This window comes from Pseudomonas khavaziana, from assembly GCF_019145205.1.
In the GTDB taxonomy this organism is placed as follows: Bacteria; Pseudomonadota; Gammaproteobacteria; order Pseudomonadales; family Pseudomonadaceae; genus Aquipseudomonas; species Aquipseudomonas khavaziana.
Genome location: NZ_JAHSTT010000002.1, coordinates 45,189 through 60,562 on the forward strand (window position 1 = coordinate 45,189; position 15,374 = coordinate 60,562).

The 15,374-nt window shown below is 59.5% G+C and carries 16 protein-coding genes; 6 read left to right on the forward strand and 10 right to left on the reverse strand.

Features of this window, described 5'->3' with window-relative positions:
• The first annotated feature begins 35 nt into the window (after positions 1-35).
• The gene (locus tag KVH01_RS04710) at positions 36-755 is read left to right on the forward strand and encodes a PA5502 family lipoprotein (protein ID WP_217880627.1); all 720 of its coding nucleotides are present in this window, start codon (positions 36-38) and stop codon (positions 753-755) included.
• Positions 756-854: 99 nt separating this feature from the next.
• Here KVH01_RS04710 and katE read toward each other — a convergent pair whose 3' ends face one another.
• Positions 855-2,996 (reverse strand): catalase HPII, encoded by a 2,142-nt coding sequence (gene katE, locus KVH01_RS04715; protein WP_043048323.1) that lies wholly within the window; start codon positions 2,994-2,996, stop codon positions 855-857.
• Between the two features lie 265 nt (positions 2,997-3,261).
• On the opposite strand from katE, the gene KVH01_RS04720 reads away from it, so the two are divergent.
• Genes KVH01_RS04720 through KVH01_RS04730 form a run of 3 tightly spaced genes read left to right on the forward strand, consistent with a single transcriptional unit; the run spans position 3,262 to position 5,765 of the window.
• Entirely contained in the window at positions 3,262-4,269 is a 1,008-nt protein-coding gene (locus KVH01_RS04720) for a methionine ABC transporter ATP-binding protein (protein ID WP_043048321.1), read from the forward strand.
• Positions 4,269-4,943: a methionine ABC transporter permease gene (locus tag KVH01_RS04725; RefSeq protein WP_003187354.1), complete on the forward strand. Its 675-nt coding sequence runs from the start codon at positions 4,269-4,271 to the stop codon at positions 4,941-4,943. The genes KVH01_RS04720 and KVH01_RS04725 overlap by 1 nt, the downstream gene beginning before the upstream one ends.
• Positions 4,944-4,994: 51 nt before the next feature.
• Positions 4,995-5,765, forward strand: coding sequence for a MetQ/NlpA family ABC transporter substrate-binding protein (locus KVH01_RS04730; RefSeq protein ID WP_043048319.1), 771 nt, complete (start codon positions 4,995-4,997; stop codon positions 5,763-5,765).
• Positions 5,766-5,907: 142 nt separating this feature from the next.
• Here KVH01_RS04730 and KVH01_RS04735 read toward each other — a convergent pair whose 3' ends face one another.
• Genes KVH01_RS04735 through KVH01_RS04755 form a run of 5 tightly spaced genes read right to left on the reverse strand, consistent with a single transcriptional unit; the run spans position 5,908 to position 9,831 of the window.
• Positions 5,908-6,543, reverse strand: a complete 636-nt coding sequence (locus KVH01_RS04735; protein ID WP_217880628.1) for an SCO family protein — start codon at positions 6,541-6,543, stop codon at positions 5,908-5,910.
• The gene (gene cyoE, locus KVH01_RS04740; RefSeq protein ID WP_217880629.1) at positions 6,540-7,439 is read right to left on the reverse strand and encodes a heme o synthase; all 900 of its coding nucleotides are present in this window, start codon (positions 7,437-7,439) and stop codon (positions 6,540-6,542) included. The genes KVH01_RS04735 and cyoE overlap by 4 nt, the downstream gene beginning before the upstream one ends.
• Positions 7,427-8,506, reverse strand: coding sequence for a COX15/CtaA family protein (locus tag KVH01_RS04745; RefSeq protein WP_217880630.1), 1,080 nt, complete (start codon positions 8,504-8,506; stop codon positions 7,427-7,429). The genes cyoE and KVH01_RS04745 overlap by 13 nt, the downstream gene beginning before the upstream one ends.
• A 10-nt stretch (positions 8,507-8,516) precedes the next feature.
• Complete coding sequence (locus tag KVH01_RS04750) at positions 8,517-9,101, reverse strand: hypothetical protein (RefSeq protein WP_043048381.1); 585 nt, start codon at positions 9,099-9,101, stop codon at positions 8,517-8,519.
• A complete protein-coding gene (locus tag KVH01_RS04755; protein WP_217880631.1) occupies positions 9,067-9,831 on the reverse strand; it encodes an SURF1 family protein in 765 nt (254 codons plus the stop codon). The genes KVH01_RS04750 and KVH01_RS04755 overlap by 35 nt, the downstream gene beginning before the upstream one ends.
• A 33-nt stretch (positions 9,832-9,864) precedes the next feature.
• On the opposite strand from KVH01_RS04755, the gene KVH01_RS04760 reads away from it, so the two are divergent.
• Positions 9,865-10,068 (forward strand): twin transmembrane helix small protein, encoded by a 204-nt coding sequence (locus KVH01_RS04760; protein WP_217880632.1) that lies wholly within the window; start codon positions 9,865-9,867, stop codon positions 10,066-10,068.
• A gap of 6 nt (positions 10,069-10,074) precedes the next feature.
• Here the strand turns inward: KVH01_RS04760 and KVH01_RS04765 are convergent, their stop codons facing one another.
• Genes KVH01_RS04765 through coxB form a run of 4 tightly spaced genes read right to left on the reverse strand, consistent with a single transcriptional unit; the run spans position 10,075 to position 14,315 of the window.
• Positions 10,075-10,962, reverse strand: coding sequence for a cytochrome c oxidase subunit 3 (locus tag KVH01_RS04765; protein ID WP_217880633.1), 888 nt, complete (start codon positions 10,960-10,962; stop codon positions 10,075-10,077).
• Between the two features lie 35 nt (positions 10,963-10,997).
• Complete coding sequence (locus tag KVH01_RS04770) at positions 10,998-11,549, reverse strand: cytochrome c oxidase assembly protein (RefSeq protein ID WP_217880634.1); 552 nt, start codon at positions 11,547-11,549, stop codon at positions 10,998-11,000.
• On the reverse strand, positions 11,546-13,129 hold the full coding sequence (gene ctaD, locus KVH01_RS04775) for a cytochrome c oxidase subunit I (protein WP_043048306.1): 1,584 nt from the start codon (positions 13,127-13,129) through the stop codon (positions 11,546-11,548). The genes KVH01_RS04770 and ctaD overlap by 4 nt, the downstream gene beginning before the upstream one ends.
• 58 nt (positions 13,130-13,187) lie before the next feature.
• Complete coding sequence (coxB, locus tag KVH01_RS04780; protein WP_124398840.1) at positions 13,188-14,315, reverse strand: cytochrome c oxidase subunit II; 1,128 nt, start codon at positions 14,313-14,315, stop codon at positions 13,188-13,190.
• Between the two features lie 369 nt (positions 14,316-14,684).
• Here coxB and KVH01_RS04785 point away from each other — a divergent pair, with 369 nt between their 5' ends.
• Positions 14,685-15,332, forward strand: a complete 648-nt coding sequence (locus tag KVH01_RS04785) for a hypothetical protein (RefSeq protein WP_043048304.1) — start codon at positions 14,685-14,687, stop codon at positions 15,330-15,332.
• The last annotated feature ends 42 nt before the right edge of the window (positions 15,333-15,374 follow it).

Here is a 15,374-nt window from a genome sequence, read left to right on the forward strand (position 1 = left end):
TTGCTCGCTTTTTGCGCAAATAGAGAGTCGCAGGAATGAAGCCGTTCACCTCCCGTTATCTGCTCCTTGCCGCATTTTCCCTGCTGCTGGGCGCCTGTCAAAGCACGCCGCCCGCTGCCCCCGAGGCCCCGGACGCACGCGCTGTGACCATCGCGCAGCTGGAGCAAAACCTGGCCAGCAGCGAGCTGGCAACCGCCGAAGACCAACTTGCGGCGTTGCAGGCCCAGTCGCCTAACGACCCCGCACTTGAGGCCTATCAGCGTCAATTGGCCGAAGCCTACCTGCAGCGCAGTCAGATCGTGCTGCAAAAAGGCGACGTCAATGTCGCCGCCACAGCCCTGAGCCGTGCCCGCGCACTGATGCCCAAGGCGCCCGCACTGACCGGTGGCGTCAACAGCGCCATCAGCCATGCGCGCAAGGCCGAACTGGATCAGGCAGAAGCCGCACTGAAAGCCGCCGAAGCCAAGCCGGCGGCCAAGGTCATCGACCCGGCGGCGCCCAGCACCACGGTGGCGTTGAACCTCGCGGATATCGACGACATGCGTCATCAGTTGGATGCCATCGCTACCGACGTGGTGAATTACCAGTGCGACGTCAGCATTCAAGTGCCGCGCACCCAGGACTACCCGTGGCTGGCCACATTGCTGACCAAACGGGTGAAGCGGATTGATTCGGGGTACGACCTGAAGATTCACCGGCAGATTCTGAAACATATTCCGGCGCAGGTTGTGCTGATTCCGCGCAAGGCGGACTAAAGAGCATCGGGAACAAGCCCCTCCCACACTTGAATGTCTTAACAATTCAAGTGTGGGAGGGGCTTGCTCCCGATGACGATCTAACTAACAACCCTGAGTTTAGGCCGGAATCGCCTTGGATTTCGGCTCCCGCTCCCACACCCGATGCTGAGCAATCGCAGCAAAGAACGCCTTGAACGCCTTGGCATCAGCGCCCACGATCAACCCCGCATCCGCTTCCAGCTTCAGCAGGTCCAGCAACGGCTTCACATCACTGGCCACCGCAATCGCCTTGAGGTGCTTGTAAGCTTCCAGCACGTAATGCAACGCCACACCATCACCGCTCAGTGCTTTGACAGACTCTGCACCGCCTGGGATAAACACCGCGTCAAAGGCAATGGACGGCATGCCTTCCATCGAAGCGTCTACCGGTAGCGTTTTGCCATCTGCGGTAGTCACAGGCGCCGACGTCGGCCCCAGCAATTTGGCATGGGCGCCTTCAGCCTCCAGCGCGGCCTTAAGCGCATCAATCGCCGCACCATCCACGCCGTTAGCCGCCAGAATCGCCACTTTGCGCGTCTTGATATCACCCGACAGCAAGTTCACCTGGCTCAACGCTGGCGATTCTTTCAGCGATGTCTCACGCGCTGGGACTGTGCCTTTGGTCGGCGCCGGCACGCCCAGGTTTTGCGCAACGCGCTTGGCCAATTCCAGATCGATATTGGCCAGAATCTCATTCACCTGGCGCGCACGGATAAACTCACGTTCCACCTTGCCCAACTCGAAGCTATAGGCCGCGATGATGTGCTCTTTCTCGTGATGGCTCATGCTGTTGTAAAACAGCGTAGCCTGGGAGAAGTGATCACCGAAAGACTCACTGCGCTCGCGCACTTTGTTGGCGTCGACACGCTCGTAATAGGTTTCGAAGCCACCATCCTGCGGCGCAGGCGGGGTTTCTTTCGGCCAACCGCCATCAATCGAGTTTGGTTCGTACGAAGCACGGCCTTTGTCGATGACCGTACGATGCTGGGCATCGCGCTGGCCGTTATGGAACGGCACCACAGGTCGGTTGATCGGGATCTCGTGGAAGTTCGGCCCGCCCAGACGGCTGATCTGAGTATCCGTATAGGAAAACAGACGGCCTTGCAGCAGCGGGTCGTTGGTAAAGTCGATACCCGGCACGATATGGCCTGGGCAGAAAGCGACCTGCTCTACCTCAGCGAAGAAGTTATCCGGGTTGCGGTTGAGTACCATCTTGCCCAGCGGCGTAATCGGTACCAGCTCCTCGGGGATAATCTTGGTGGGGTCGAGCAAGTCGAAATCGAACTTGTGTTCGTCTTCTTCCGCCACGATCTGCACACCCAGTTCCCACTCAGGATAGTCGCCGCTTTCAATCGATTCCCACAGGTCACGACGGTGGTAATCGGTGTCTTTACCGGCAAGTTTCTGCGCTTCATCCCACACCAGGGAGCAGGTGCCTACCTTCGGCCGCCAGTGGAATTTGACGAAGCTGGATTTGCCTTCGGTATTGATCAGGCGGAAGGTGTGCACACCAAATCCCTGCATGGCCCGCAGGCTTTTCGGAATGGCCCGGTCAGACATGGCCCAGATCACCATGTGCGCCGACTCCGGCTGCAGCGAAACGAAATCCCAGAACGTATCGTGGGCCGAGCCACCGGTAGGAATTTCGTTGTGGGGCTCAGGTTTTACCGCATGCACAAAGTCAGGAAACTTGATCGCATCCTGAATGAAGAACACCGGCATGTTATTGCCCACCAGGTCAAAGTTGCCTTCCTCGGTGAAGAACTTCACGGCAAAACCACGTACGTCACGTACGGTATCGCCCGAGCCACGCGGGCCCTGCACCGTGGAAAATCGTGCGAACACTGGGGTTTTATGCTCAGGAGTACGCAGGAAACCAGCCTTGGTCAGCGCCGAATGGTCTTCATAAGATTGGAAATAACCGTGGGCGCCAGTACCACGAGCATGCACGATGCGCTCCGGGATACGTTCATGGTCAAAATGCGTGATTTTTTCACGCATGATGAAGTCTTCCAGCAACGAAGGGCCACGGGCGCCGACTTTGAGGGTGTTCTGGTTATCGGCAATCTTTACGCCTTGGTTGGTGCGCAGGGCCTGGCCGGTCGCATCGGAACGGAATTCTTCCAGGGCCTGCAGCTTGGCGTTGGTGTTGCCACGGTCCAGGGTATCAGTACCCGCGACTTCACTCTTGGCCGGGGTGGCTGGCTTCTTGATACTCATCAGTCAAAACTCCTTATTCAAAGTGGCCAGAGCGGTCCCCGGCTCGTTTGAGCAAAACCCCAGGCACGGCACCTGGGAAATCGAGTTGCTTAAGTAATGACTGACGCGGTTTTGCACCGTTCCTTTTTTATGACCTTTGATCGCGTTATTGCCAAATGACTGGATGAATGCGAAATAAATGCTAAGAAACGCTATACGGACAGGCTAAAATGCGCGCCCGGCTAACCGCTGATCCCTTTTCAATGCGCCCCACAAGGTTCGCTACGTGATCGAGTTTCAAAACGTTCATAAAACCTACCGCGTCGCCGGTAAGGATATCCCCGCACTGCACCCCACCAGCCTGCGCGTCGAGAACGGCCAGGTGTTTGGCCTGATTGGCCATTCGGGTGCAGGTAAAAGCACCCTGCTGCGCCTGATCAACCGCCTGGAAGAGCCCAGCGGTGGCCAGATCAGCGTGGATGGCGAAGAAGTCACCGCCCTGGACGCCAACGGCCTGCGCCGGTTCCGCCAGCAGGTCGGCATGATCTTCCAGCACTTCAACCTGCTGGCGTCCAAGACCGTCGCCGACAACGTGGCGCTGCCGTTGACCCTGGCTGGTGAGCTGTCGCGCAAGGCCATCGACCAACGCGTCGCCGAACTGCTCGCGCGCGTCGGCCTGTCGGACCACGCCAAGAAGTACCCGGCGCAGTTATCCGGCGGCCAGAAGCAACGTGTCGGCATCGCCCGTGCCTTGGCGACCAAACCAAAAATCTTGCTGTGCGACGAAGCCACCAGCGCCCTTGATCCGCAAACCACTGCGTCGGTCCTGCAACTGCTGGCCGAGATCAACCGCGAGCTGAACCTGACCATCGTGCTGATCACCCATGAAATGGATGTGATCCGCCGCGTGTGCGACCAGGTCGCCGTGATGGACGCCGGCGTGATCGTCGAGCAAGGCTCGGTGGCCGACGTGTTCCTGCATCCCCAGCACCCAACCACCAAGCGCTTTGTACAGGAAGCCGAACAGGTCGACGAAGGCGAGCAGCGCGACGACTTCGCCCATGTACCAGGCCGTATCGTGCGCCTGACATTCCAGGGTGAAGCGACCTACGCGCCACTGCTGGGTACCGTCGCCCGGGAAACGGGTGTGGACTACAGCATCCTTGCCGGTCGTATCGACCGCATCAAAGACATCCCTTACGGGCAACTGACTCTCGCCGTCACCGGCGGTGACATGGAAGCCGCGTTTGCGCGCTTCACCGCCGCCGACGTTCACATGGAGGTCCTGCGCTGATGGACGTTTTCCTGAGTTTTTTTGCCAACATCGACTGGTCTGAAATCTGGCTCGCCACCGGCGACACCATGACTATGCTGTTCGGTTCGCTGTTCTTCACCGTGCTGCTGGGCCTGCCCCTGGGCGTGCTGCTGTTCCTGACCAGCCCGCGCCAGCTGTTCGAACAAAAAGGCCTGTATGCGCTGTTGTCGCTGATCGTAAACATCCTGCGGTCGCTGCCGTTCATCATTCTGCTGATCGTGATGATTCCGTTCACGGTACTGATCACCGGCACGTCGCTGGGTGTCGCCGGTGCGATCCCACCGCTGGTCGTCGGCGCTACGCCATTCTTTGCGCGCCTGGTGGAAACCGCACTGCGCGAAGTGGACCGTGGCATCATCGAAGCCACTCAAGCCATGGGGGCTACCACCCGCCAGATCATCACCAACGCCCTGTTGCCCGAAGCCCGCCCTGGCATTTTCGCGGCGATTACAGTGACGGCGATTACATTGGTTTCCTACACCGCAATGGCCGGTGTGGTTGGTGCTGGCGGCCTGGGCGACCTGGCAATCCGCTTTGGCTACCAACGCTTCCAGACCGATGTGATGGTGGTCACTGTGGTGATGCTGTTGATTCTGGTGCAAATTCTGCAAACCGTCGGCGACAGGCTGGTGGTGCACTTTTCTCGAAAATAACGGCCATTGCCGGCCCAGAGCCGGCAGATGCCCGAACAAGGAGCTTGCTGGATGAAAAAACTACTGGTTGCCTTCGCTGCCGTTGCCGCGTTTTCCGCCCATGCCGAGACTATCAAGGTCGCTGCCTCACCGGTGCCTCACGCGGAAATTCTCGAATTCGTGAAGCCTGCCCTTGCCAAAGAAGGCGTGGACTTGCAGGTCAAAGTCTTCACCGACTACGTGCAGCCCAACGTGCAAGTCGCCGAAAAGCGTCTGGACGCCAACTTCTTCCAGCACCAGCCGTACCTGGATGAATTCAACAAAGCCAAGGGCACTCACCTGGTGAGCGTTGGCGGCGTGCACTTGGAACCCCTGGGCGCCTACTCCAGCAAGTACAAGAAACTGGACGAACTGCCAAGCGGCGCCAACGTGGTAATCCCGAACGACGCCACCAATGGCGGTCGTGCGCTGTTGCTGCTGGCCAAGAACGGCCTGATCACCCTGAAGGACCCGACCGACATCCTGTCGACCATCAAGGACATCACCGCGAACCCGAAAAACCTGAAATTCCGCGAACTGGAAGCCGCCACTTTGCCGCGCGTGCTGACCCAGGTCGACCTGGCGCTGATCAACACCAACTACGCCCTGGAAGCCAAGCTGGACCCATCCAAGGATGCCCTGGTAATCGAAGGCAGCGACTCGCCTTACGTGAACATCCTGGTGACTCGAGAAGACAACAAGGATTCGGACGCAGTGAAGAAGCTGATTGCAGCACTGCACACGCCCGAAGTGAAAAAATTCATCGAAGAGAAGTACAAAGGCGCGATCAAGCCAGCATTCTGATCCGCCTCGATCTCCAGCACACTGAAGATCAAAATGTGGGAGGGGGCTTGCTCCCGATAGCGGTGGGTCAGTCAACATCTTCATCGACTGACACCCTGCTATCGGTAGCAAGCCCCCTCCCACATTTGCTTTGTGCTGCCTGCTACTTTCGCTGTAGCAGCACTGGCAACTGCGCTACCAGTTTTTGGTTGTTCAACGGCGCACGGATAAACCCACGCTGGGTACCGTCCGGGCCGATCAGCGCGAGGTTGCCGCTGTGATCCACGGTGTAGTTCGGCTTGCTGGTATCCGCCGGAATGAAGGGTATGCTCACGGCATTCGAAACCTTCTGCACATCCTCTACAGTCGCGCCGGTCAGGCCCTCGAATTGCGGATCGAAGTAGCCCAGGTACTGCTTGAGCTGGGTCGGGGTGTCGCGGTTCGGATCGACGCTGACCAGGATCACCTGCAACTTATCCACAGCCTCTTTGGGCAGCTCGCTCTTGATCTGGCGCAGTTGGGCGAGGGTGGTCGGGCAAATATCCGGGCAGAAGGTGTAGCCAAAAAACAGCAGGCTCCACTTGCCTTTCAATTCATTGACCAGCACCGGCTGGCCGTCCTGGTTGGTCATACTCACCGAAGGTAACTGGCGGCTTTGCGGCAACAGGATGATGCCGGCGTCGATCAGCGCGGTGGGGTCGCCCTGGCCTTTGCCCGAGAGCACTTTGTTAACGGTCAGGCCCATGATCAACGCCACCAGGGCCACAAGGATGAAAACGGTTTTTTGAGTTCGAGTCATAGGTTCAACAGTAAGTAGTGGTCTACGAGCAGGGCGATAAACAACAGGAACAGGTACCAGATAGAGTACTTGAACGTGTTGATCGCCGCGTGCGGCTTGCTGCCACGGTACAGCACCCAGGCCCATTGCAGAAAGCGCGCCCCCAATACCAAGGCACAAGCCAGGTAGAGCAGGCCGCTCATATGAATGACGTAGGGCAACAGGCTCACCGCCAGCAGGGCAAAGGTATACAGCAGGATGTGCACCTTGGTGTAGTGCTCCCCATGGGTGACCGGCAGCATCGGAATGTCAGCCTTGGCATATTCCTCTTTGCGGTGGATGGCCAGGGCCCAGAAGTGTGGCGGGGTCCAGGCGAAGATGATCAGTACCAGCAGCAGGGGTTCGGCACTCACATGCCCGGTGACGGCGACCCAGCCCAGCAGTGGCGGCGCTGCGCCGGCGAGGCCGCCGATGACGATATTCTGCGGCGTCGCACGCTTGAGAAAACCGGTGTAGATCACCGCGTAACCGAGCAGTGAAGCCAACGTCAGCCATGCCGCCAGCGGGTTGGTGAATGCAAGCAGCAGGGCCAATCCCGCAACAGCCAGAAACAATGCAAACGCTAACGCCGCAACCGGCGATACACGCCCCTCGGCCATCGGGCGTTTATGGGTACGCGCCATCACCGCATCAATCCGTCGATCGACAACGTGGTTCACCGCCGCCGCGCCGCCGGCACACAGGGCAATGCCCAGGTTGCCGAAAAGCAGCACCGTCCACGGCACCCCGGCGCGGGTGGCGAGAAACATGCCCACCAGCGAGGTGATCAGCATCAGCACCACTACTTTCGGCTTGGTCAGCTCCAGATAATCGCGCCAGATCGCCTGATCGCGACGTGCGCCGATCAAGGTCGCCATGGCATTTCTCCTTTAAGGGTGATCAGGCCCGAAACCCGTTTGCGCGGGCTGAAACGCCAGCCGAACGGTAACTGGTGGCGAACCCGGACCAGGCTGGTACGGGCGTGGTAATTGACCAGTACCAGGGTTAGTAACAACGCCGCTCCACCCGCGTTATGCCCCACCGCCACGGGCAACGGCAGGCCGAAAGCCACATTGCTCACCCCCAGGCTGATTTGCGCAGCCAGGGCGATCAACAACAAACCCGCCAGCCGCGTCATGCCCACGGCGCGAAGCTGCCAGGCCAGGCCCAGCAGCACCAGGGTGACCAGTACAGCGCCGATGCGATGGGTCAGGTGGATCGCCGTGCGCGCCTCGCTGTCGAGCTGGCCGCCCAAGTAATTGGGACCAATGTGCTGGGTCAGGTGAAAGCCATTGGCAAAATCTGCCGCCGGCCACCATTGACCGTGGCAGGTCGGCAGGTCGACACAGGCCACGGCCGCATAGTTGGAGCTGACCCAACCGCCCAACGCGATCTGCCCGATCACCAGTACCAGCCCCGCCGTCGCCCAATACTGCAGGCGCTTGGGCACAATCAGCGCCGGCAGCACGCCAGATAAACGCAGGGTCAGCAAAAACAGCAGGCTCAAGGTCGCAAAACCACCCAACAGGTGCCCGGTGACGACTTGCGGCCACAACTTCAAGGTCACCGTCCACATGCCAAAGGCGGCTTGGGCGAATACCACCACCAACACAAACATGGGCAATTTCACCGGCTGGCCCGGATCACGCCGATGGCTCCACGAGCGCGCGGCCAGTAGCGCGATCAATAGCCCCAGGCTGCCCGCGAAATAGCGATGGGTCATCTCGGCCCAGCCTTTGTCAGCCTCTACCGGTGTGTCGGGAAAATGCAGTTCGGCATGGGCCAATTGGGCTTCGCTGTTGGGCACGCTGATAAAACCGTAGCAACCCGGCCAATCCGGGCAGCCCAGGCCGGCATGGGTCAGGCGCGTGTAGGCGCCTAGCAGCACCACAATCAGCGCCAGCAACGTGGCAAACAGCGCGAGACGAAATCCAGGCTTGGCCATGACGATGCCCTTATCCGATGTTCGACAGTTTCAGCAGCAGGCGCAGGTCGTTGAGCAAGTCCTTGCCCTTGACCTTGGCGTCGTAGCGCAGCACCAGGTTGCCGTGGGGGTCGACGATCCACAGTTGCGCTTCGCCGGGGGCGGCGGCGCTCCTGGTAAAGGTCGGCAGATCCAGCGGGTAACGCTGCAGTTGTGGGTATTCGGCCTTGAGCTTGGCGTCGTATTGCGCAGCGACAGGTTGCGCGCTGGCCAGGGCGTGGCTGGCACGGGAAGCGTCGCGACCGAGGCCAATCTGCAGTTGCCGAGCGAGGTAGACCAATTGCTGGCAATCGGCAGCGCAAGTAGCAGGGGCAGTAACCAGCAGCTGCCAGCGATCTTCATCTGCCTGTACGCCGATGTCGGCACGGGTCTGGCCGTTGCCGATCAGTTCGCCGTGGTAGCTGCGACTGTCCGGAACCCAGAATTGCAGCTTGTACATCAGGGTCGCCAGCACCATCGGGCCGACCACCATCAGCAGGATCAGGACCAGTTGCCAGCGACCTTTGCGGCGGTCAGGCACCTCAGATATGTTGAGTGGATTCATGGCCGCTCCCATGGGGCTTCTCCTTTTTGTTGTGCCATCCGAGGTAGAGATAGAGCACCAGCAACGCCAGTGCCATGGCAAACCACTGCACCGCATAGGCCAGGTGTTTTTCCGGGCCCATGGCGACTATTGGCCAGGTGGTTTCGTACGTACCGGGCCCGGCTTCGGCACGTAGTTCGTAGGCAAAGCCGCTACGCCCAAGCTCGTCCCACAGCGCGGCGGGGTACAACGCGGTGAGCAGACGCGGCCATCGCGCGCTTGCAGGGTCGGCATGCAGCTGGAAGGTCTCACCGGGGGCGACATAGACCCAGGCGTCGAGATTCAGTGCCTGCTCAGGAGTGGAAAAGGCCGGTGGCGTACGCCGGTCCGGCCACGGCAGCCAGCCGCGATTAAGCAACAGCCACAGGCCGCTGGCCTGATCGTGAAAGGGTTGCAGCAACTCGACACCAACCTTGCCGTCACGCATACGGTTATCCAGCAGCACGCTGTGCTCGGCATCGAATTGACCACGAAGATGGACGCGGCGGAAGGCTGGATCGGCCATGTCGTTGAGTTGCACGCTGCTCACCGGCTCGGCGGCACGGCGTTCGGCATAATTGTCCACCAGCAGCTGTTTTTCATGCCCCCGAGCCAGTTGCCAGAACCCCAGGCTCACCATCAATGGCAACAACACCAGCACCACCAGCGTCGGTGCGATACCCGGACGAAAGCGCTGCATGGCACTGGCTATACTGGATCTCATCGCCCCTCCCCCCAATAGCCCTGGAGCCAGACCATGCTCAAAGCAGCCATTGCCCTGATGCTGATCGCGACTGTCGTGAGCCTGTTCAGTGGCTTGTTCTTCCTGGTCAAGGACGAGGGCAACTCCAACCGCCTCGTCACTGCCTTGACCGTGCGCGTGGTACTGGCCTTGATCACCGTGGGCTTGATCGCCTGGGGCTTTTTCAGCGGCCAGCTGGTCTCTCATGTGCCGTGGTAAACCGCCTCACAGCACATAAACGAAGAAAAACAGCCCGATCCACACCACATCCACAAAGTGCCAATACCAACTGGCCGCCTCGAAACCAAACTGATGCTCGGCGTTGAAATGCCCGCGCAGGATGCGCATCAGCATCACAAACAAAATAATGGTGCCGATGGTCACGTGGGCACCGTGAAAGCCCGTGAGCATGAAGAAGGTCGCGCCGTACACGCCAGAGCCCAAGGTCAAGCCCAGCTCTTTATAGGCGTGGATGTACTCTTCAGCCTGAAAACCGAGAAACGCCAGGCCCAGCAGCACGGTGATCGCCAGCCAGATCTTCAGCGCACCGCGATGGCCTCTGCGTAGCGCATGGTGAGCGATGGTGATGGTCACGCTGGAGCTCACCAGCAGAATGGTATTCACCAACGGCAGACCCCAGGGGCTGATGGTGCCTTTGGGCGCCGGGTAGAGCTTGGGATCGGGGTTGTTAAGCAGCGGCCAGGCAAACTCGAAATTAGGCCACAGCATATGGGCGATGCCTTTGGGGCCCTCGCCCGCCAGCCAGGGGCCCGCCCACACGCGTACATAGAACAGCGCACCAAAAAAGGCGATGAAGAACATCACCTCGGAAAAGATGAACCAGGTCATGCCCCAGCGAAACGAGCGATCCATCTGCGCGCTGTACAACCCGGCGCGACTTTCCTTGATCACCGCGCCGAACCAGCCGAACAGCATGTAGGCCAGCAGCAGCCCGCCGACGAAAAAGATCCACGGGCCATGGGATTCCGGGCGCGCCGCCTTCAAGTCGTTGAACCATACGGCCAGGCCATACACGGTGACCAGCAGGCCAATTGTGGCAATTATTGGCCATTTGCTTTGCGCTGGTACGTAGTACGTATCATGAGTCGACATGTATTCGCTCTCCTGATTGAAGGGGCAAACAGTAGCTAGCCGCCGCTGTTCGCGGCCACCGGCGCTTGCCGCGCAGTGATATCAAACAGCGTGTACGCCAGGGTCAAATGCTTCACATCCTTGGGCATGGCGCGGTCGACGATAAAACGCACCGGCATTTCGATACGCTCGCCTGGCTGCAGCACCTGCTGGGTAAAGCAAAAGCATTCGGTCTTGTGGAAATACATCGCCGCCTCGGCCGGGGAAATGCTCGGGATCGCCTGGGCCGTCATCGGCTTATCGGTGGGGTTGTAGGCCACGAACAGCATCTCGTTGACCGCCCCGGGGTTGACCACGATTTCATCAGCCTTGGAATGAAACTCCCAGACCATGTCGATGGCATTGGTTGACAGAAACTGCACCCGCACCTGGCGTGAAGGGTCAACGATTTGCTCACCCTCGTACTGCCCGGCGGTCTTGCCGTTGATGCCAAATGCCTTGCACATCACGTCGTAGATCGGCACCAGGGCGAAGCCGAAGGCGAACATCGCCAGCACCAGGATCAGCAGGCGGGTGACCAGGCGTTTGAGGGGCACAGAGGTATTCATTTGACCTCCGGCGGTGTGGTGAATGTGTGATATGGGGCGGGCGAGGGCACGCTCCATTCCAACCCTTCGGCGCCATCCCACGGCTTGGCGGGTGCCGGTGTGCCGCCACGGATGCACTTGATCACAATGAACAGGAAGAAGATCTGCGTGGCACCGAACATGAAGGCGCCCACGGATGAGACCATGTTGAAGTCGGCGAACTGCAGGTTGTAGTCCGGTATCCGGCGCGGCATGCCGGCCAGTCCCACGAAGTGCATGGGGAAGAACGCCAGGTTCATGCCCACGAAGGACAGCCAGAAGTGCAATTTTCCCAAGGTTTCGTCGTACATGTGGCCGGTCCATTTCGGCAGCCAGTAGTAGGCCGAGGCGAAGATCCCGAAGATCGCGCCGGGCACCAGTACGTAATGGAAGTGCGCCACCACGAAGTAGGTGTCGTGGTACTGGAAGTCCGCCGGGGCAATCGCCAGCATCAGCCCGGAGAAACCGCCAATGGTGAACAGGATCACGAACGCCACGGCAAACAGCATCGGCGTCTCGAACGTCAGCGAGCCCTGCCACATGGTGCTGACCCAGTTGAACACCTTCACCCCCGTGGGCACCGCGATCAGCAGGGTCGCGTACATGAAGAACAGCTCACCCACCAGCGGGATACCGACCACGAACATGTGGTGCGCCCACACGATGAACGACAGGAACGCGATACTTGCCGTGGCGTAGACCATCGAGGTGTAGCCGAATAATGGCTTGCGCGAGAAGGTCGGGATGATCGAGCTGACGGCACCGAAGGCCGGCAGGATCATGATGTATACCTCCGGATGGCCGAAGAACCAGAACACGTGCTGGAACAGCACCGGGTCACCGCCGCCGGCAGCACTGAAGAAGCTGGTGCCGAAGTGAATATCCATCAGCATCATGGTCACGCAGCCCGCCAACACCGGCATCACCGCAATCAGCAGGAACGCGGTGATCAGCCAGGTCCACACGAACAGTGGCATCTTCATCAGGGTCATTCCCGGCGCGCGCAGATTGAGGATGGTGGCGACCACGTTGATCGCGCCCATGATCGAACTGATGCCCATCAGGTGGATGGCGAAGATGAAGAACGTCACGCTCTCTGGCGCATAGGTGGTGGAGAGCGGGGCGTAGAAGGTCCAGCCGAAGTTCGGCCCGCCACCGGGACTGAACAGGGTGGACACCAGCAGCAGGAATGCCGCCGGCAGCAGCCAGAAGCTGAAGTTGTTCATGCGCGGCAGGGCCATATCCGGCGCGCCGATCATCAACGGGATCATCCAGTTGGCCAGGCCGACGAAGGCCGGCATCACCGCGCCGAACACCATGATCAGGCCATGCATGGTGGTCATTTGGTTGAAGAACGCCGGCTCGACGATCTGCAGGCCCGGCTGGAACAGCTCGGCGCGGATCACCATGGCGAACGAGCCGCCGAGCAGGAACATGGTGAAGGCGAACCACAGGTACATCGTGCCGATGTCTTTGTGATTGGTGGTCAGCACCCAGCGCATCAAGCCTTTGGCAGGGCCGTGGGCATGGTCAGCATGACCATGGTCGATCACAGTGCTCATGGCCGTTCTCCTGCAAGCGAGTCAGCGGGGCGATTCAGGGCATTCGCAACGAAAGTAGTCATTTGCTTTCCGCCTGTTTCAGAGCCAGCACGTCTTTGGGCGTAACCATGTCGCCTTTGTTATTGCCCCAGGCGTTACGCTCGTAGGTCACGACAGCGGCGATATCCACTTCCGAGAGTTGTTTGCCGAAGGCTGCCATCGCGGTACCGGGCTTGCCGTGATAGACGATACCCAAGTGATCGGCTGCGGGGCCGGTGGCGATTTTCGAGCCCTTGAGCGCCGGGAACATCGGCGGCAAACCTTGGCCTTCCGCCTGGTGACACGCCACGCAGGTGGTGTGATAGACCTTGTCGCCACGGGCTACCAGCTCATCCAGCGTCCACTCTTTGGAGGTCAGTTCCTTGAGCTTGGCGGCCTCTTCCTTGCGCTCGCCGAGCCAGGTGTCGTAGTCGGCCTTGGATTTGACCTCGACCACGATGGGCATAAAGCCGTGGTCCTTGCCGCACAGCTCCGCGCATTGGCCACGGTAGATGCCGGGTTTCTCGACGCGGGTCCAAGCCTCGTTGACAAAGCCTGGGATGGCGTCGCGCTTGACCGCAAAGGCCGGCACCCACCAGGAGTGGATCACATCGGCGGCGGTCACCAGGAAGCGCACCTTGGCGCCCACCGGCAACACCAGCGGCTGGTCGACTTCCAGTAAGTAATGCTCACCTTTGGTCGCCTGGTTATGGATCTGCTCGGCGGGCGTGGCCAGGTTGCTGAAGAACTCCACATCCTGGCCCAGGTACTTGTAGTGCCACTTCCATTGGTAGCCGGTGACCTGGATATCGATATCCGACTCACTGCTGTCGTAGATGTTGATCAGGGTCTTGGTCGCCGGAATGGCCATGGCCACCAGGATCAGCAGGGGCACCACGGTCCAGAGAATCTCCACGGTAGTGCTCTCGTGGAACTTGGCCGCAACCTGGCCCGTGGACCGGCGGTGCAGGATCATCGACCAGAACATGGCGCCAAACACGACGATGCCGATCACCACACAGATCCAGAAGATGGTCATGTGCAGGTCAAACACGGCGTGACTGACTTCAGTAGCCCCTGGCGCCATATTCGTTGTCCAGGCGGCGTGCGCCTGGCCGAATACCGACCACAACAGTAGGCCCATCCAAACGTGTGGATGTCGCGTCATTGCGGGTTCCCCTTTATGTTTCTTGTTATCCCGCCGGTTTGCACCTGCGGCGAAGGGAGCGGCTTCCATACTGCTTACAACCGCCAAGCCTTGCCTGCGTCATGCAGTTGGGCGTCATCAGCTAATTGCGTACAAAACCGAGTATAGACAGCCAGGGCAACCCCGCAATGTGTAGGGGCAAATGAGCGAAAACAGACCGGTGGGGCCAATAAAACCGGGGACGCAAACGTTTATCCGACGAACGATGGCATTTCGATATAACACACACGTATAACCATGAAATAATTATGACAAATGCGTCTTAGGAGCTCGTTTAAACGAGCTACCTTATCCTCTCCCTTTTCCTACACCTGCTTCACTGGAGCCTTCATGAACACCGCCGCATTGCGCGAGCAGATTTCCCGTGCCCATCAACACGAAGCCAGCACTGGCCAGCTTGCCACACAGCTGGAAAAACAATTGCCGCACCTGCATTCGGCCATTTCCTTGGCTGACGGTGATAGCAACATTGTCATGACCCGCTTTGTCACCGCTTATATCGATCTGGTTCCCGATTTGCTGGACGCCGCCAATGATGTGGCCCGCGAGGCCGGAATTGAAAGCCAAATCAAGCCGGTGCTGAAAATCGCCGAACACTTTTTCCTGCAGCCGCCCGCGATCATGGCTGGGCACGAGGGCCTCGACGGCCTGCTGGACGAGGCTTACCTGGCCCATCGTCTGGTGGAGGAGGTCAACGATCTGTATATCAAGCATTTCGGCCAGCCGTTGATTCCCGCAGATACCACCGTAGCCAATGTGATTGCTCATCGATTGATCGGCGAAACATTCGCCAACCAATTGGATGAAGCTGTACACCACGCGGTAGATGAAATGCTTAACGAAGACAGCTTTGCGCTGGAGTCGGTCGAGGCGTACCGCGAGACACTGAAGAGCCCGAGCACCGAAGCGGCATGGAAACGCTGGCCGTGCCTGTCGCGCCAGCTTGGGGTTGAACTGACGCTGGATCAGCCTGCATAAAACTGCCATTTTACGGCGATCAAATGTGGGAGGGGGCTTGCT